Origin of the sequence: Kitasatospora sp. NPDC059160, from assembly GCF_042755465.1 — a bacterium.
In the GTDB taxonomy this organism is placed as follows: Bacteria; Actinomycetota; Actinomycetes; order Streptomycetales; family Streptomycetaceae; genus Kitasatospora.
On sequence record NZ_JBHZCN010000010.1, the window covers coordinates 80,999 to 98,818 of the forward strand.

Consider the following 17,820-nt stretch of genomic DNA (forward strand, 5'->3'; position numbering starts at 1 on the left):
AGACGAAGGTTCATTCACCAGACCCAGACCCATTGGCCGCCCTCCGGAGGGAACACCCATGTCCCCCGCACCGCCTGCCCCTTCCACACTGCCCGGCCCGCTCGTCCGGCCCCGCTGGCCCGTCCGGCCGGTCCGGCCCGGTGCCACCCTGGCCGTCACGGCGGCCGCCACCGCCCTGGTCACCGTCGCGTACACCGCCCCCACCGCCTCGCTCGCGGCCACCGCCCAGGCCGCCCACCTCGGCGCCACCGGCCGCACCTGGATCCTCACCGGCACCCTCGTCGGCATCTCGGCCCTCCTGCTCACGGCCGGCAGCGCCGCCGACGACCACGGCCGCAAACGGGTCTTCACCTCCGGCGTCCTGCTGTTCGCCGCCGCCGAGGCCCTGGCCGCACTCGCCCCCGACGGCACCGTCTACCTGGCCGCCCGGATCCTGCTCGGCGCCGCCTCCGCCGCCGTCCTCGCGCCCGCACTCGGCCTGATCAGCCATGCCCACCCGGCCGGGCCGCAACGGATCCGGGCGCTCGGCGTCTGGGGCGCGGCCGTCGGCCTCGGCATCGCGGTCGGACCGGTCTACGGCGCGCTCGTCCAGCAATGGGCGGGCTGGCGGGCGGTCGGCGGCGGACTCGCCGTCGTCTCGGCCGTCGTCGCCGCCTGCGCCGCCGTCCTCCTCACCGAGTCCCGGGCCGAACGGCCCCGCGCCCTGGACCCGTACGGCGTGCTCACCCTCGCCACCGGAACCACCCTGCTCATCGCCGGGCTCGCGGAGGGCCGCGGCGGCTGGGGGCGGGCCCCGGTGGTGGCACTGCTGGTCGGCGGGGTGCTGCTGCTCGCCGCCTTCGCGGTGGTCGAGACGAAGGTCCGCGAGCCGATGCTCGACCCGGCCCTGTTCCGCAGCCCCGGCTTCCTCGCCGCAACCGGCGGCGCCCTGTTCACCGGGCTCTCCCTGGTCGGCTTCATGAGCTACCTGCCCACCCTGCTCCAGGGCGTGCTCGGCCTCTCCGGCCTGGCCGCGGGCGGCGTACTCGCCCTGTGGTCCGGCCTGTCCGTGGTCGCCGCCCTCCAGGCCCGCCGCCTGGCCGCCCACCTGTCGGCCACCACCCAGGTCGCCCTCGGTCTGCTCGTCTGCGGGCTCGGCGAGGCAGGACTGTACGGCCTCGGGCCCGACTCCTCCTGGCTCCGGCTGGCCCCCGGCCTGGCCGTGGCCGGTCTCGGCAGCGGCGTCCTCAACGCGGCCCTCGCCCGGCTGGCGGTCAGCAGCGTCCCCGCCCACCGCGCGGCCATGGGCTCGGGCGCCAACAACACCTCCCGCTACCTCGGCTCCGCCCTCGGCGTCGCCGCGACGGTCGCCGTCGCCTCCTCCGCCCACCCCCACACCCCCGGCCCCGAGGCCGCCGCCCAGGCCCTCGCCACCGGCACCGACCGCGCGGTCCTGCTCGCCGCCACCCTCTGCCTCCTCGGCGCAACCCTCGCCCTCGCCGCCCGCCACGCCGAACGCCGCACCCAGGCCGGAGCCCAGACCCCATGACCGGGCGTGGCCCACAGAAAGTCGACCCCGCCGACTTCCCACACAGCCCACCCGGCCGCCTTGCCCCGCCACAACCAACACAAGAACTCGACCCGGCCGACTTTCCATGCGCGCCGACGCCCCAACACGAGCCAGCCAATCGCCCTCGGCTGCAAGAACCACCTGGCCCCGTCAACTTCCCACTCACACCACCTAGCCACCTGGAGTAGGTAAGGCAGCTTGGCCCCGCTACAACCGGCCCAAGAAGTCGAAACCGCCGACCTCCCGGACACAGCCGCCGAATGCACACTCCGCCAGGGCCAAGGCCCATGGAAAGTCGACCCGGCCGACTTTCCATGCGCGCCGACGCCCCGACGCGAACCAGCCGACCGCCCTCGGCCGCAAAGGCCATCTGGTCCCGCGGCCGACACAGGAAGTCGAACCCACCGATTTTCCACGCACACCCACCGGACAGGCGCCGGGCAACTCCTGCCCACGGCGACTACAGCAGCCCGACCGGAACGCAGGCCGCGCAGAAAGTCGAACCCGCCGACTTCCTACGCAGACCAACCAGCCACCTGGAACGGGAAGGCCGCTTGGCCCCGCCACAACCAACACAGGAAGTCGATCCGGCCGACTTTCCGTACGCGCCGACGCCCCGACGCGAACCAGCCGACCGCCCTCGGCCGCAAAGGCCATCTGGTCCCGCGGCCGACACAGGAAGTCGAACCCACCGATTTTCCACGCACACCCACCGGACAGGCGCCGGGCAACTCCTGCCCACGGCGACTACAGCAGCCCGGCCGGAACGCAGGCCGCGCAGGAAGTCGAACCGGCTGACTTCCTGTGCGGGGTCGGGGCCTGCCATGGGGGGTCAGTCGTTGGGGGTGGGGGCTTCCTCGGTGGGGGGCTCGTCGGAGAGGTCTTCGGGCTGGTCGTCGGTGGGCTCGTCGGGGTCGGTGAATCCTCCGCCGAAGTCGGGCATGGGGGCTCCTCCAGGTGGTCGGGGCGCGCGGGTGAGCGGGCTCGCTCCGAGGATCGCAGGGGTTCCCCGGCGTCCGACAGACGTCTGCCCAACTTCGTTCGGCTGCCGGAGCGTTGCCGCGGGTGAGCGGGGAGCCAGGGTCGCGGGTGACGCCCGGTGCCGGATCGGGTACAGCCTGCTCGCACGGGGCGGCGGCGGCCACGAGGGGCGGGGCGCGGGGGCTGCGTGCGAGGATGGCAGGGCTGGTGGGAACGATCTCCGGGCGGTTCTCTGGCCATGGTGGACGATGACGCGCAACGCCGGGGGGAGCCGCAGCACGGCGCCCTGCTGATGGTGCCGATCGCCACGGCGCTGATCGAGGCCGACGGGCGGATCCTGCACTGGAGCGGCGACGCGGAGGCACTGCTCGGTTACCGTGCGGACGAGGCCGTGGGGGCGAAGGCCGCCCGGCTGCTGACCTCGGACGAGCACCGGCCGGAGGTGCTGGAGCTGTTCCGGGAGATCCTGGCGGGCCGCGAGTGGTCCGGGGTGTTCCCGGTGCGGCACCGGGACGGGCACCTGGTGAACCTGGAGTTCCGGACCCATCCGGTCCGGGGGCCCGGCGGGGAGCCGCTGGTGCTGGCGGTGGCGTCGGAGGTGACGACGCTGCGCCGGATCCAGGCGGACCTGGCCGTGCTGGACGGTTTCTTCACCCAGTCCCCGGTCGGCATGGCGGTGTTCGACACCGGTCTGCGCTACGTGCGGCTGAACGAGGCCCTGGCGGTGGCGAACGGCCTGGCCGTGCCCGAGCACCTGGGCCGCCGGCTCACCGAGGTGCTGCCCGGGATCAACGGGGACGAGGCCGAGGCGGTGATGCGGCAGGTGCTGTCGACCGGCCGCCCGGTGGTGGACTTCCGTACCCAGGGCCGTACGCCGGGGGATCCGCAGCGGGACCGGGCCTGGTCCGCCTCGTACTTCCGGCTGGCGGACCGGAGCGGGCGGGTGCTCGGGGTGAGCGCGACCATCATCGACGTCACCGAGCGCTACCGGGCCGATGCCCGGGCGGCGAGGGCGCAGGAGCGGCTGTCGCTGCTGGTCGACGCGACCGCCTCGATCGGCACCACGCTGGACCTGCGGCAGACGGCCCGGGAGCTGGCGGACGCGATGGTGCCCCGGGTCGCCGACATCAGCGGGGTGTTCGCGCTGGAGGCGCTGATCGCCGGGCGCAACGTCGAGCCGCCCGCCCCGGACGCGGCCCAGCTGGTGCGCCGGCTGGCGCTGGCCACCACGGATCCGCTGTACCCGGCCGACGCGCTGCCGGTGGACTCGGTGTACGAGCTGACCGCGGACTCCCCGTACGCCCGGGCGCTGATCACCGGGCGGACGGTGGTGGTGCCGTCCTGGGAGCTGTCGCCGCTGGCCGACGCGCTCAGCGAGAGCCGTCGCCGGGCGTTCCTGGGCGACCGGCCGCGCTCGGTGCGGATCACCCCGCTGGTGGCGCGGGGCACGACGCTCGGCATGGTGGTCTACTCGCGGCGCGGCGAGCGGGAGTCCTTCGCGGAGGCGGACATCACGCTCGGCGACGAATTGGCCTCGCGCGCGGCCGTCGCGATCGACAACGCCCGGCTGTACCTGCGCCAGCACCAGACGGTGCTGGCCCGGCAGCAGGCGTTGCGCGAGGCGAAGGCCGCGCAGGAGCGGCTGGCGCTGGTGAACACGGCCTCCGCCCGGATCGGGACCACGCTCGATCTCGACCGCACCGCCCACGAGTTGGCCGAGGTGGCGACGCCCCGGCTGGCGGACACGGTGGTGGTGGAGGTGCTGGAGGAGCTGGTGCGGGGCGAGCGCGAGCCGCGCGCCCCGGCGGACGGTTCGGCGCTGCTGCGGCGGATGGCGTTCCACTCGGTGCGCGGTTCCACCCTGGCGCCGATCGCCCGACTGGGCGGGGTGCACCGGTTCCAGCCCGGTTCGCCGTACGCGTGGAGCCTGGCGCACCGCAGGCCGGTGCTGGTGCCGCGGATGGACGAGGAGGGGCTGGCCTGGTTCGCCGACGATCCGGTGCGCACGGCCGCGGTGCGGGAGCAGAACGTGCGCTCGTTCATGGTCGTCCCGCTGATCGCGCGCGGCAATCCGGTCGGTGTCGCGGGCTTCTACCGGACGCTGGTGGAGCGCCCGTACGAGGACGAGGACCTGGCGCTGGCCGGGGAGTTGGCCGTACGCGCGGCGGTGTCGATCGACAATGCGCTGCTGTTCACCCGGGAGCGGGACGCGGCCGCGGCCCGGCAGCGGGCGCTGGACGAGGCCTGGGCCGCCCAGCAGCGGCTGGGCCTGTTGAACGAGGCCAGCAACCGGATCGGCACCACGCTCGATCTGCACCGCACCGCACGGGAGTTGGTGGAGGTGGTGATCCCGCGCTTCGCCGACTTCGTGACGGTGGACCTGCGCGACGCCGTGCTCGGCGGCGAGGAGCCCGGGCCGGTGCCGAGGGACGGGCCGGTGCTGATGCGGGCGGTGGCGGTCGGCGAGTCGGCGCCGGACGGCAGCATGACGGCGGCCGCGGACCAGGTCGGCGAGACCTCGCAGTCGGCCGAGGTGTACGCGCAGAGCCTGCGGACCCGGCGCTCGATCCTGGTCTCCGAGGTGACGGAGCAGGAACTGCGGCGGATCGTCGCCTCCCCCGACCGGGTGGAGCCGGGGCTGGCCGCCGGGGTGCACTCCTACCTGATGGTGCCGCTGGTGGCGCGCGGACTGGTGCTCGGCGGCGCGGAGTTCGTCCGCACCCACAATCCGGCGCCGTTCGGACCGGCGGACCGTTCGCTGGCCGAGGAGCTGGTCGCCCGCACCGCACTGGCGATCGACAACGCCCGGCTCTACCGCCGGGAGCGGGACACCGCTCTGACCCTCCAGCGCAGCCTGCTGCCGCAGGAGATCCACCGCACCCTCGGCCTGGAGCTGGCCTACCGATACCTGCCGAGCAGCGTGGTGAGCGAGGTCGGCGGCGACTGGTTCGACGTGGTGCCGCTGTCCTCCGGCCGGGTCGCCCTGATCGTCGGCGACGTGATGGGCCACGGCATCCGGGCCGCCGCCACCATGGGCCAACTACGGACGGTGGCAAGGACGTTGATCACCCTGGAGCTCAACCCGGTACGAGTCCTGCACCGACTGGACGAGGCCACCTCGGCGCTCGGCGAGGGACAGTTCGCGACCTGCGTCTGCGTGGTCTACGACCCGGCGGACCGCAGCTGCACCGCCGCCTGCGCCGGCCACCTGCCGCCCGTCGTCGCCGACACCGAGGGCAACGCCCACCTGGTCGAACTGCCGCCCGGCGCTCCGCTGGGCGTGGGTGGAGTCCCGTTCGAGAGCGTCGAGTTCACCCTCCCCGAGCAGGCCATCCTGACCCTCTACACCGACGGACTGGTCGAGCGCCGGGGCCACGACCTGGACGAGGGGCTGGAGTTGCTCTGCCGCACGGTCGCCGACCGGCGCCGCTCGCTGGAGCAGACCTGCGACGCCGTCCTGACCCGGCTCACCGGGCGCACCCAGGAGGACGACATCGCCGTCATCATGGCGCAGGTCCGCCCGGCCGGCGCCGACCGGATCGCCGTCCTGCCGCTCACCGGCGACCACGCGATGGTCGCCCACTCCCGGCGCTTCACCCGCGAGACGCTCACCGCCTGGGGCCTGGCCTCGCTCACCGACTGGGCCGAGCTGCTCACCAGCGAGCTGATCACCAACGCCCTGGTGCACGCCGGATCGCCCGTCCAGCTAAGGCTGTTCTGCAACCGGGTGCTCACCGTCGAGGTCGCGGACCGGGAGAGCGAGACGCCCCGGATCCGGCGCGCCCGCAGCGAGGACGAGGGCGGCCGCGGCATCCACCTGGTCAACGAGCTGGCGCACCGCTGGGGCAGCCGCCGGACCGCGGACGGCAAGGTGGTCTGGTTCGAGCTGGAACTGCCGCCGGACTACCCGCCGCCTGCGTGAACAACCACGGGTTGTCGGCCCGGGGCGGGCGTTGTTGGCCCCCGGGGCGGCCGCCGGGCTTTGCTGGTGCCACGGCCGGCAGCCCGACCGGACGGAACGACGAGCCACAGGAGCCCACCATGCCGCAGAGCGATGCCCGCACCGTCGTCACCGAGTACGTCACCCGGCTGGCCGCAGGCGAACTCGACGCCGCCGTCGCCCTGTTCGCCGAGGACGCCACCTGGACCTACCCGGGCGACCTGGCGCTCTCCCGTACCTGGCGAGGCAAGCAGGAGATCTTCGGCGACTTCCTCGGCCAGGTCGGCACCCTCTTCGCCTCCGACGGCCTGCCGAGCCTCACCCTCACCGGCGTCCTCGCCGACGGCCCGCAGGCGGTGGCCGAGTGGACCGCCGTCGGGACGGCCGCCAACGGTGCCCGCTACGAGAACCACTGCCTGGGCGTGTTCACCGTCGAGAACGGGCTGATCACCGCCGTCCGCGAGTACCTGGACACCCACCACGTGGCGCGGACCCTGCTGGCCTGAGCCCCTGCCGGCCGGGCGACCGACAGTCGGCCGCGGCACCGGCTCAGTCCGGCAGCAGCAGGTTGACGTCCCCGAACTCGTGCCACAGGTAGCGCTGTTGCACGGCCGCGCGGTAGCAGGCCGCCAGCAGTGGACGGCCCGCGACGGCGGCCAGCATCAGCAGGTGCGAGGCGCGCGGCTCGTGCCAGCCGGTGAGCAGGCCGTCCACCGCGCGGACGCCGCGTTCCGGGGTGATCACCAACTCCGTCCAGCCGTCCGCCTCCTGGAGCGTGCCGTCCGGCGCGACCGCCGACTCCAGGGCGCGGACCACGGTGGTGCCGACGGCGATCACCCGGCCGCCCTCGGCCCGGACGTGACCGACCAGCCGGGCGGTGGCCGCCGGGACGTGGAATCGCTCCGCGTACGGGGCCTCGTGCGCCTCCGGCGAGGCCACCCCGGTGTGCAGGGTGACCGGAGCGACCAGCACGCCCCGACCGGCCAGCCGCGCCACCGAGTCCGGCGTGAACGGGCGGGCGGCACTGGGCATTTCGCTGCTGCCGGGGACGGTCGCGAAGACCGTCCGGTAGGCCTCGATCGGCCAGTCGCGGTCCACGTAGCCGTACCGGATCGCCCGGCCGTGCCGGTCCAGGTACGACAACAGGGGCGCGGGCAGGGACAGTTCGGCGTACCAGAGGCGGGCGGTGAAGGGCTGCGCCAGGACGGCCCCGCCGCCCGCCGGCAGGGCGACGCGCAGGCCGGGACGGGCCGGGGACTCCTCCGGCGGGTAGTAGGCCGCGGCCGCGCCCGGCACGGACCGACGCAACTCGACCAGGTAGGAGCCCCGTCGGTCGGGCTGGGCGGAGGACAGGTGCAGCGCGACCGGGGTGCCGTCGGGCAGTCGGCCGGGGAGGGCGGCCGGGACGGTGGCCGAGTTGTTCACCACCAGGAGGTCCCCCGGGCGCAGCACCTCGGGCAGCTCGGTGAAGCGGTGGTGCTCGACGGCGCCGGTGTCGCGCCGGCCGACCAGCATCCGCACGCCGTCCCGGGCCGTGCCGCGGGCCTCCGCCGGTTCGCGGGCGGAGAGTTCGGGCGGGACGGTCACATCGAGGCCCAGCGCGGCCAGGGTGGTCATCGCCCGCTCCGACCGGGGGCAGGCGCGGGGCGGGCGGCCAGGTCCTCGGCGCGGTAGCGGCCGGACGGCGTGCGGTGGTGCAGCAGGCCGAGCAGCAGCGGGGCGACCTGTTCGGGCAGCGGCTCGCCGGAGATGTCCTCACCGGGACTGGCCTCCTGCAGCATCGCGGTGCGCATGCTGCCCGGGTCGACCGCCCAGACCCGCAACTCCGGCTCCTCCCGGGCGAGTACGGCGGTGGCCTGGTCGAGCGCCGCCTTGCTGGCACCGTAGCCGCCCCAACCGAGGTAGGGCTCCACGGCGGCGTCCGAGCTGATGTTCAGCACGGCCCCGGCGTGGGTGCGCAGTTGCGGCAGGACGAGCTGGGTGAGGGCGAGCGGGGCAAGCGCGTTGACCTCGAAGAGTTCCAGCAGGTCCGGCAGCGGGAAGTCGGCCATCCGGGGCAGCGGTTCGGCGCCGGGCGCGGTGGCGCCGTTGAGCGAACCGGCGTTGTTGATCAGGAGGCTCGCGCCGCCGAGGCGGTCGGCGGCCGCGGCGAGGTGGGCCCGGTGGTCGTCGTCGACGATCGAACCCGGCAGGGCGACGACCTCGGTCAGGGCGGACAGTTCGGCCGCGGCCCCGGCGAGTGCGGTCGCGCCCCGGGCGGTGACCACCAGCCGCCAGCCCTCGGCGGCGAGGGCGCGGGCGAGGGCCAGCCCGAGGCCGCGGGAGGCACCGGTGACCAGGGCGACGGGAGCGGAATCGGTGTGCTGCGCTGCGTTCATGGCCCAACCATCGCGCCACCGGGCGGGCGGCGGATCGGCCCTGGAACCGGGGCCGGGCCCTCCGTTCGTCCTAGACCGCCGGCCGGACCTAGGACCGGGACCCGGGGGCCCACTCCCCCCGGCGGGAGATCGGCCCGGGCGGCCTGCGCCCCCGCAGCGGGAGGTCAGCCCCCGGCCGCCCAGCCGGACGGGTCGTCCCAGGCGGCGAGCGTGCGGCGGCTCTCGAAGCGGCGCTCCCGACCGGTCAGCGGGTCGGTGAACTCGACCGTCGAGGCCAGCAGTTGCAGTGGTCGGCGGAAGTCGTTCGGGGCCGGTTCGGGCAGCACCACCGGGTACACCGGGTCACCGAGGATCGGCACTCCGAGGCCGCTCATGTGCAGCCGCAGCTGGTGGGTGCGCCCGCTGAGCGGCTGCAGCCCGTAGCAGGCGAGGCCGTCGCGGCGCTCCAGCAGCTCGATCCGGCTCTCGCTGTTCGGCGGCGCGTCGAGCTCCCGGGCGGCGATCACCCCGCGCTCCTTGACGATGTGGCTGCGCACCGTGCGCGGCAGTGCCAGGTCCGGGTCGTACGGCGCGATCGCCCGGTACTCCTTGCGCACCTGCCGGTCGCGGAAGAGCGTCTGGTAGGCGCCGCGGTCCTCGGGGCGGACCACGAACATGGCCAGGCCCGCGGTGAGCCGGTCGATCCGGTGGGCGGGGCTGAGCGCGGGCAGGTCGAGGGCGTGCCGCAACCGGCAGAGCGCCGTCTCGATGACGTGCCGGCCGCGCGGGGTGGTGGCCAGGAAGTGCGGCTTGTCGACCACCACCAGGTGCTCGTCGCGGTGCAGCACCACCAGCTCGAAGGGGACGGGCACCTCCGCCGGGAGGTCCCGGTAGAACCACAGGTGCGCGCCGGGACGAAACGGTTCGTCGGGGGCGATCGGGCCCTGCTCGCCGACGATCTCGCCCGCGCGCAGCGCCGCGTCGATCCGCGCCGCCGCCACCGCGGGCAGCCGCTCGACCAGGTGCTCCCGGACGGTCGGCCAGTCGCCCTCCAGGGGCAGCCGCAGGTGCACCGGGTCCACGCCGAGGCGCTGCGGGAGGGGGGAGGCCGGGCGGCGGTTCTTGCGTCTCATCTCCCGGCCAGCCTAGGCCCTGCCGGACAGGGCCCAGTGCGCGCCCCGGCCGCCCCGGCCGTGAGGTGCCGCGAGGGTCCGAGCACCGGCACGCCGCCGGTGCGCCCCCGCGCCGAGGTGCTGACCCGGGGCAGGGCGGGGAAAGTGGTTCGAAGGCCCTCGGGCCTGTCTCCTGGATTCCGGCGGACCCGGCAAGGATCCAAAGGATCCAGGGGACAGGCCCTGGGGCCTGGAGCTTCCCGACCACTGGAGGAGAACGCGTGAGCGCCGACGGCCCGGACGGGCTTCCGCCGCTGCACCTGCCACGGCGGACCCGGCTGCTGCTGTACGGCGCCCTCGTCCTGCTGGTCGCCGCGGTGGTGGCCGCCCTGGCCCTCGGCCCCGGAGCGACCCTGTCCCCGTTACTCGCGGTGGCCCCGGTGCTCTTCGGGGCCACCACCCGCAAGGCCCGGGTGCCACTGCTGGTCGGCGCGGCGGCGCTGCTGGCGGTCGGCGCGCTGGAGTCCGACAACACCCAGCTGCCGCTCTCGGTGCGGATCAGCGTGCCGGTCACGGTGCTGGCGGCGACCCTGGCCAGTGCCGCCAGCGTGGTGCTGGTGGCGGCCCGGGAGCGGCAGCTGTACCAGGTCCGGACGGTGGCCGAGGCCGCCCAGCGGGCCCTGCTGCGGCCGCCCGCCGAACGGATCGGGCCGCTGCGCCTGGCCGTGCGGTACGTCGCGGCGACCGCCGAGGCCCGGATCGGCGGGGACCTGTACGCCGTGGTGGAGACCCGCTTCGGAGTGCGGATCCTGCTGGGCGACGTCCAGGGCCACGGGCTCCCGGCGGTGGAGACGGCCGCCGACGTGCTGGGGGTGTTCCGGGAGGCGGCCCGCACCGAGCCCGACCCCGGGCGGCTCGCCGAGCGGCTGGACGCGGCGCTCACCGCGCGGCCGGGCGACGGCCGGTTCGCCACCGCGCTGCTGCTGGACGTGCCGGCCGGCCGGGAACCGGTGCGGGTGGTGAACTGCGGCCACCCGCCCCCGCTGCTGCGCCGGGCGGGCCGGGTCGAGGAGCTGGCGCCGACCGTCCCCGCGCCGCCGTTGGGCCTGCGCGAGCTGACCGGGGAGGACTACTCGGCCAGCCGTTTCGAACCGGGCCCGGGCGACCTGTTGCTGCTGCACACCGACGGGGTGTCCGAGGCCCGGGACTCCGGGGGCCGGTTCTACCCGCTGGCGGAGCGGCTGCCCGGACTGCACGGCAGCAGCCCCGCCGACCTGCTGGACGCCGTGCTGGCGGACGTCCGGGGCTGGGTCGGGGACGCCGGGCTGGCGGACGACGCGGCGCTGCTGGCGCTGCGCTGGGACCACTGAGGCACGGGCGCCGGAAGTACGGGAGCGCGGGAGGCCGCTGGCGGACGCGATTGTCAGTGCCGTGTGCAACGCTTCACACACGGTCGCCGGAAGTCGACCGTACGGGTCGGAGTACGTGCCGGGCGGCGCGTGTCGACGGCGCGTGAGGACCGACGAGGGGAGCGTGCCATGGCCGAGGCGAGCGGGTCGTTCGAGGTGACGGCGTTCGAGCCGGTGGAGACGGAGCAGCGCGAGGGCGCGGTGTTCGGGCGGGTGCGGATCGCCAAGACCTTCACGGGTGGGCTGAGCGGTCGCGGCGAGGTGCGGATGCTGTCCGTCGGCGACGCTTCGGGCGGGCCGGCCTCGTACGTCGCGGTGGAGCACGTGACGGGCGAACTGGACGGACGCAAGGGCTCGTTCGTGCTGCAGCACGCGGCCTGGGACGCCACCGGTGTGACGATACGCGTGGTGCCGGGCACGGGGGCGGGCGAGCTGGCCGGGATCACCGGCGAGTTCCGGCTGGCCGTCGACGCGTCCGGCGCCCACACCTACGTGCTGGCCTACGAGCTGGGCTGACGGCCGGCGCACCGGCCCGGACCGGCCCCGTGTCCGCTCAGAGGATGGGCTGGGTCGCCTCCAGGCGCTGGATCGCGGTCCGGACGGCCGTCGCGAAGCTCCAGAACAGGGGCAGCGTGTTGGCCGCCCGGTCGGCCCGGGTGTTCTTGCCGGGGGCGAACATCGCGACCCGCAGCTCGGTGGTCAGCTCCAACTGGGCGCCCGCGCCGAGCATGCTGCGGTTGCAGATGTTCTCCGGGGAGATGCCGGCGATCTCCTCCTCGCCCGAGGCGGTGACGGCGCGGATGCCCGCTGCGCCGAACTCCTCCATCAGGTACTGGCGGAAGGTGGAGTTCAGCCCGCCGACCAGCACGGCCCGGGCACCCGCCTCCAGACCTGCCTGGCCGGTGGTGCAGCCGTGCAGCGAGAGCACGTTGAGGCTGCCGGAGCACATCGCCCGGACCACGGTGTCGTCGCAGTGGGTCGAGGTGACGTGCAGCGCGCTGTTGTTGGAGGGGCGCAGGCCCTCGAACATCCAGAAGTCGTGGACCGGCCCGGCGGCCGGGATCGGGGCGAGGTCGGCGGGGTGGTAGCCGGCGACGGCCAGGCACAGCTCGGAGGTGCCGCCCTCGATGCCGCCGCCGTGCGGGGCGACGACGGTGGTCCGGATGAAGGCCGGACGGCCCTGCGGGCTCTGGTCGTCGATCAGGTGCCGGCGGTAGCGGCGGCCGTAGTCGACGCCCTCGACCAGGCTGGGGTCGGCGTACAGCGCGGTGTTGGAGGGGTACTGGTCGGCGGCGCTCGCGGGGGTGCTGCCCACGGCGGCGCCGAGGGTGCTGAGGGCCGGGGCCGCGGCGAGCGCGGCGATCAGGGTACGACGGTTGATCACGTTCGGGATCATGACAGGAGGTGGGGAATCGGTAAAGTCGACGCAAAGCAACGATCAAGTCTGCACCCCATTGCGGCGGGGGCGGCCTGAACGTGTGACACGGGCTCCGCGGACGCGCGCCGCGACCACCGGGCCTACCTCCACGCTGTCACGATGATGCGATCAGTGCACGATCGGCATCGGAGGGTGGCACATGCCCGGTACCGCAACAGGCTCGGCAGCGACGGCGGCCACGGTGGCGGCCCGCACGCCGGCGTCGGTCGAGGAGGTGGCCGGACGGCTGCGGGAGATCGCGGCGGCCCTGCCCCTGGCGGACGGGGTGGCGGTGTTCAACCGCCTCTACCTCACCGTCACGGAGGCGGTCCGCGACCGGCTGGCGGACGGGTACTTCACCGACCCGCCCGCGGTGGCCGAGCTGGACGCGCTGTTCGCCGGGCGGTACCTGCTGGCCGTGGCCGCCGACGCGGCCGGGCAGGAGCCGCCCGCCTGCTGGCGGCCGCTGTTCGCGCTGCGCGCCCACCCGGGCGTGCACCCGCTGCAGTTCGCGCTGGCCGGGATGAACGCCCACATCCAGCACGACCTGCCGCTCGCGGTGGTGGAGCTGTGCCGCCGCCGGGACTGCGCACCGGCCGGGGTCGAGCAGGACTACCACCGGATCAACGGGGTGCTGGCCGAGGTGGAGGCGGTGGTCCGGGAGCAGCTGCTGCCCGGGTCCGAGCTGCCCGGGTGCGCCGAACCGCTCACCCACCTGCTCGGCGCCTGGTCGGTCGAGGCCGCCCGGGAAGGGGCCTGGTCCGCCGTCCAGGCGCTCTGGGAACTGCGCGGGCTCCCGACCGCCGCCCAGGCCTTCGCCACCATGCTGGACGGCTCCGTCGGGCTGCTCGGCCACGCGCTGCTGCTCCCGCTGGTGCCGTACGACGACTACGGCGACCACGGCGACCACCACGGCCACGGCGACCGCAGCGCCCACGACCGTGCCGGACGCGCCGCGCTCGCAGCGGACGCCGAGTGGCACGAGGGCGGGGCGGGCCCCGGAACGGCCGCGGCCGCCCGGCTCCCCGAAGCGAGGAACCGGACGGCCGACGGTACGGACGCGGGCGGGCCCAACCGGCTCGGCGAACCCGCCGGGCCGATCAGCCCGGCGGGCGCCGCAGGCTGACCAGGCCGGTCAGCCGGGCCAGACCGGACCGCCAGGGCAGCCGGAGCGCCCCGACCAGCCGGATCAGGTCCACCCCGATAGAGCCCAGCCCGATCAAGCCCAGCCGGATCAGGCCCAGCTGGAGTGCAGCGGCTTGCCCTCGGCGTAGCCGGCCGCGCTCTGGATGCCCACGATCGCCTTCTCGTGGAACTCCTCCAGGGTGTTGGCGCCCGCGTAGGTGCAGGAGCTGCGCACGCCGGCCACGATCGAGTCGATCAGGTCCTCGACGCCCGGGCGGGCCGGGTCGAGGAACATCCGGGAGTGCGAGATGCCCTCCTCGAACAGCGCCTTGCGGGCCCGGTCGTAGGAGGAGTCCTGGGCGGTGCGGTTGCTGACCGCGCGGGCCGAGGCCATGCCGAAGCTCTCCTTGTACTGGCGGCCGTCGGCGGCGGTCTGGAGGTCGCCCGGGGACTCGTAGGTCCCGGCGAACCAGGAGCCGATCATCACGTTGGAGGCGCCGGCGGCCAGCGCCATGGCGACGTCGCGCGGGTGGCGCACGCCGCCGTCGGCCCAGACGTGCTTGCCGAGCCGGCGGGCCTCGGCGGCGCACTCCAGGACGGCGGAGAACTGCGGCCGGCCGACGCCGGTCATCATCCGGGTGGTGCACATCGCGCCGGGGCCGACACCGACCTTGAGGATGTCCGCGCCCGCCTCGACCAGGTCGCGGACACCGGCGGCGGAGACCACGTTGCCGGCCACGATCGGGATCTGCGGGTCCAGGCCGCGCACGGCGCGCAGCGCGCTGATCATGCTCTCCTGGTGGCCGTGCGCGGTGTCGACGACGAGCACGTCGGCGCCGGCGTCGATGAGCGCCTTGGCCTTGCCCGCGACGTCGCCGTTGATGCCGACGGTGGCGGCGATCCGCAGCTTGCCGTTCGCGTCGACGGCCGGGGTGTACAGGGTGGCGCGCAGCGCGTTCCTGCGGGTCAGCAGGCCGACCAGCTTGCCCTCGCCGTCGACGACGGGGGCGAGCTTGCGGTGCGCCTCGGTGAGCTTGTCGAAGGCGGTGCGCGGGTCGAGGCCCTCGTCGAGCAGCAGCAGGTCGCGGGACATCACGTCGGCGAGGCTGGTGAAGCGGTCGACGCCCTGGCAGTCGGAGTCGGTGACCACGCCGACCGGCTTGCCGTCCTCGACCACCACGAGGGCGCCGTGGGCGCGCTTGGGCAGCAGCGAGAGGGCCTCGGCGACAGTGGCGCCGGGCGCGAGGGTGATCGCGGTGTCGACCACCAGGTGGCGCTGCTTGACCCAGGAGATGACCTCGGCGATGACCTCGGTGGGGATGTCCTGGGGGATGGCGACCAGGCCGCCGCGGCGGGCGACGGTCTCGGCCATCCGGCGGCCGGCGATGGCGGTCATGTTGGCGACGACCAGCGGGATGGTGGTGCCGGTGCCGTCGTTCGAGGAGAGGTCGACGGCCTGCCGGGAGCCCACGGAGGAACGGCTGGGGACCATGAAGACGTCGTCGTACGTCAGGTCGTACGAGGGCTTGAGGTCGTTCAGGAAGCGCATGAAGGGGGCTCTCCGGCTGGGGGAAGGTACACCTCGGGTGCGGGTGCGGCGATGCCGCCGGGGCGCACTCGGGCGCCCGGCACCCAGCATTCGATTCTCCGTGAGGGTGGGGACAAAAGCCAGTTCGAACACCATTGCTGGGTGTGCACACAAAGCATGATCAATGCTCCGCGCGTAGACATGTGCGATCCTCCAAAGCCCGGCGGGGCCGGGCTCCCGCTTCCGGCTTTCGCCCCGGCCGGGGCCACTCCCGTAGCATTCAGGCGGTAACGGCGGGGCGATCGGGAAAGCAGCGGGCGTGAGCATCGAGCAGATGGACATCGAGCAGGGTCAAGGCGAGGAGGAGATCGACTACGGTCCGGGCCTCGCCCCCGAGCGGCTGCGGCTCTGCCTGGAGGTGCTCGCCGAGCTCGACGAGCTGCACGTCGACCACCCGGACGCGATCACCGTGCGCCAGGCCGTCGGCGGCATATTCCGGACGCTCAAGCAGCGCCGCCGCCAGGAGACCCGGGCCCGCAAGACGGCCAACGACCGCGAGGTCACCGCCCGCACCGCCACCGGTGCGCCGACCCGGATCGACGACGAGACGGCCGGCGCCTTCGGCCTGACCACCGTCACCACCACCGAGATCGCCGGCATCCTGGAGCGCCCGCGCTCCTGCTACACCTGCAAGACCCGGTACGTCGAGGTCGACGCGTTCTACCACAACCTGTGCCAGAAGTGCGCCCTCCTGAACCGGTCCCGCCGGGACGCCCGGGCCGACCTCACCGGCAAGCGCGCGCTGCTCACCGGCGGCCGGGCCAAGATCGGGATGTACATCGCGCTGATGCTGCTGCGCGACGGCGCCCACACCACCATCACCACCCGCTTCCCCAACGACGCGATCCGCCGCTTCACGGCGATGCCGGACAGCGCCGACTGGATCCACCGGCTCAAGATCATCGGCATCGACCTGCGCGACCCCGCCCAGGTGATGGCCCTGGCCGACGAGGTCGCCGCCGACGGCCCGCTGGACATCCTGATCAACAACGCCGCGCAGACCGTCCGCCGCCCGCCGGAGTCCTACCGCGAGCTGGTCAACGCCGAGTCCGCGCCGCTGCCCGCCGGCGCACTGCCGCAGGCCACCACGATCGGCCGCTTCAACAGCGGCAGCGTCGACCTGCCCGCCCTCCCCCAGCAGGCGGGCGGCGGCGAGCAGCGGCTGGCCGCCGAGGACGTCACCTCGCTCGCGCTGGTCACCGGCTCCGCCACCCCGGCCCGGATCGAGGCCGGAACGGCGATCGACGCCGGCGGCCTGGTGCCCGACCTCGCGCCCACCAACAGCTGGGTGCAGACCGTCAGCGAGGTGGGCCCGGTCGAGCTGCTGGAGGTCCAGCTCTGCAACTCCACCGCGCCGTTCATCCTGATCAGCCGACTGCGCCCGGCGATGGCCGCCTCCGCGTCCCGCCGCAAGTACGTCGTCAACGTCTCCGCCATGGAGGGCGTGTTCCAGCGCGGCTACAAGGGCGCCGGCCACCCGCACACCAACATGGCCAAGGCCGCGCTGAACATGCTGACCCGCACCAGCGCCCAGGAGATGTTCGAGTCCGACGGCATCCTGATGACCGCCGTCGACACCGGCTGGATCACCGACGAGCGGCCGCACCCGGACAAGATGCGCCTCGCGGACGAGGGCTTCCACGCCCCGCTCGACCTGGTCGACGGCGCGGCCCGGGTGTACGACCCGATCGTGCGCGGCGAGGCCGGCGAGGACCTGTACGGCTGCTTCCTCAAGGACTACGAGCGCGGCAACTGGTAGGCCCCGCACGGGTGGGCACCACGACGGCAGGCCCGACACCGGCAGGCCCGACATCGGCAGGCACCACGAGGGAGGACGCGAGTTGACCACCGCACCCACCGGACCCGTCGTACCCACCGGACCCGTCGCACCGATGCTGGGCGCCGGGGTCATCGTGCCCACCGGCGACGGCCGGGTGCTGATCGGCCGCCGCACCACGGCCGGTGAGCCGCCGACCTGGAGCCTGCCCGGCGGCAAGGTCGACCCGGGCGAGTCCTTCGAGCGGACCGCGGCCCGCGAACTGGCCGAGGAGACCGGGATCGTGCTGCCGGCCGAGCACATGCGGGTGCTCGCCGTGCACCTGGACCACGAGCTCGGCCGGCCCCGGCTGACCGCCGCCGTGCTGGCGCCGCCGAGCCTGGCCGAGGCCGTGGTCACCGAGCCGCACGCGTGCGCCGGGTGGGAGCGCTTCCCGGTGGACGCGCTGCCGGAGCCGATGTTCTACCCGTCCGCGCTGGTGCTCGGCAGCTGGCTGCCGCGGTACGCCCCGGCGGTGCGGGCCGCGACGCACGGCTACCCCGTCGCCCGCTGAGAGCGCGGACGA

The 17,820-nt window shown here is 74.5% G+C and carries 14 protein-coding genes; 8 read left to right on the top strand and 6 right to left on the bottom strand.

Annotated elements, in window-relative coordinates:
• Positions 1-58: 58 nt before the first annotated feature.
• The 3 genes from ACFXOZ_RS06480 (at position 59) to ACFXOZ_RS06490 (ending at position 6,976) form a co-directional block, all read left to right on the top strand.
• Positions 59-1,528, top strand: coding sequence for an MFS transporter (locus ACFXOZ_RS06480; protein ID WP_380587910.1), 1,470 nt, complete (start codon positions 59-61; stop codon positions 1,526-1,528).
• Between the two features lie 1,240 nt (positions 1,529-2,768).
• Positions 2,769-6,452, top strand: coding sequence for a SpoIIE family protein phosphatase (locus ACFXOZ_RS06485; RefSeq protein ID WP_380587913.1), 3,684 nt, complete (start codon positions 2,769-2,771; stop codon positions 6,450-6,452).
• Positions 6,453-6,571: 119 nt separating this feature from the next.
• A complete protein-coding gene (locus tag ACFXOZ_RS06490) occupies positions 6,572-6,976 on the top strand; it encodes a nuclear transport factor 2 family protein (protein WP_380521425.1) in 405 nt (134 codons plus the stop codon).
• Between the two features lie 43 nt (positions 6,977-7,019).
• Here ACFXOZ_RS06490 and ACFXOZ_RS06495 read toward each other — a convergent pair whose 3' ends face one another.
• From ACFXOZ_RS06495 to ACFXOZ_RS06505, 3 genes are all read right to left on the bottom strand, one after another.
• Complete coding sequence (locus ACFXOZ_RS06495) at positions 7,020-8,087, bottom strand: S-adenosylmethionine:tRNA ribosyltransferase-isomerase (protein ID WP_380587916.1); 1,068 nt, start codon at positions 8,085-8,087, stop codon at positions 7,020-7,022.
• A complete protein-coding gene (locus ACFXOZ_RS06500; protein WP_380587919.1) occupies positions 8,084-8,848 on the bottom strand; it encodes an SDR family NAD(P)-dependent oxidoreductase in 765 nt (254 codons plus the stop codon). The genes ACFXOZ_RS06495 and ACFXOZ_RS06500 overlap by 4 nt, the downstream gene beginning before the upstream one ends.
• 164 nt (positions 8,849-9,012) lie before the next feature.
• On the bottom strand, positions 9,013-9,960 hold the full coding sequence (locus tag ACFXOZ_RS06505; protein ID WP_380521431.1) for an RluA family pseudouridine synthase: 948 nt from the start codon (positions 9,958-9,960) through the stop codon (positions 9,013-9,015).
• 260 nt (positions 9,961-10,220) lie between these two features.
• On the opposite strand from ACFXOZ_RS06505, the gene ACFXOZ_RS06510 reads away from it, so the two are divergent.
• Complete coding sequence (locus ACFXOZ_RS06510; RefSeq protein ID WP_375883867.1) at positions 10,221-11,309, top strand: PP2C family protein-serine/threonine phosphatase; 1,089 nt, start codon at positions 10,221-10,223, stop codon at positions 11,307-11,309.
• 168 nt (positions 11,310-11,477) lie between these two features.
• Positions 11,478-11,864: a DUF3224 domain-containing protein gene (locus ACFXOZ_RS06515; protein ID WP_375883865.1), complete on the top strand. Its 387-nt coding sequence runs from the start codon at positions 11,478-11,480 to the stop codon at positions 11,862-11,864.
• 37 nt (positions 11,865-11,901) lie between these two features.
• On the opposite strand, the gene ACFXOZ_RS06520 is transcribed toward ACFXOZ_RS06515, so the two are convergent.
• Positions 11,902-12,744: a poly-gamma-glutamate hydrolase family protein gene (locus ACFXOZ_RS06520; RefSeq protein WP_380587924.1), complete on the bottom strand. Its 843-nt coding sequence runs from the start codon at positions 12,742-12,744 to the stop codon at positions 11,902-11,904.
• Positions 12,745-12,925: 181 nt separating this feature from the next.
• Between ACFXOZ_RS06520 and ACFXOZ_RS06525 the strand changes: the two genes are divergently transcribed.
• Entirely contained in the window at positions 12,926-13,891 is a 966-nt protein-coding gene (locus ACFXOZ_RS06525; protein ID WP_380587927.1) for a DUF5995 family protein, read from the top strand.
• Here the strand turns inward: ACFXOZ_RS06525 and ACFXOZ_RS06530 are convergent.
• A complete protein-coding gene (locus tag ACFXOZ_RS06530) occupies positions 13,866-13,988 on the bottom strand; it encodes a hypothetical protein (RefSeq protein WP_380587930.1) in 123 nt (40 codons plus the stop codon). The two genes, ACFXOZ_RS06525 and ACFXOZ_RS06530, sit on opposite strands and share 26 nt — an antisense overlap.
• Before the next feature lie 11 nt (positions 13,989-13,999).
• A complete protein-coding gene (locus ACFXOZ_RS06535) occupies positions 14,000-15,439 on the bottom strand; it encodes a GuaB1 family IMP dehydrogenase-related protein (RefSeq protein WP_380521440.1) in 1,440 nt (479 codons plus the stop codon).
• 313 nt (positions 15,440-15,752) lie between these two features.
• On the opposite strand from ACFXOZ_RS06535, the gene ACFXOZ_RS06540 reads away from it, so the two are divergent.
• The gene (locus ACFXOZ_RS06540; RefSeq protein ID WP_375884028.1) at positions 15,753-17,237 is read left to right on the top strand and encodes an SDR family NAD(P)-dependent oxidoreductase; all 1,485 of its coding nucleotides are present in this window, start codon (positions 15,753-15,755) and stop codon (positions 17,235-17,237) included.
• Positions 17,238-17,319: 82 nt separating this feature from the next.
• Complete coding sequence (locus ACFXOZ_RS06545; protein WP_375883855.1) at positions 17,320-17,808, top strand: NUDIX hydrolase; 489 nt, start codon at positions 17,320-17,322, stop codon at positions 17,806-17,808.
• Positions 17,809-17,820: the final 12 nt, after the last annotated feature.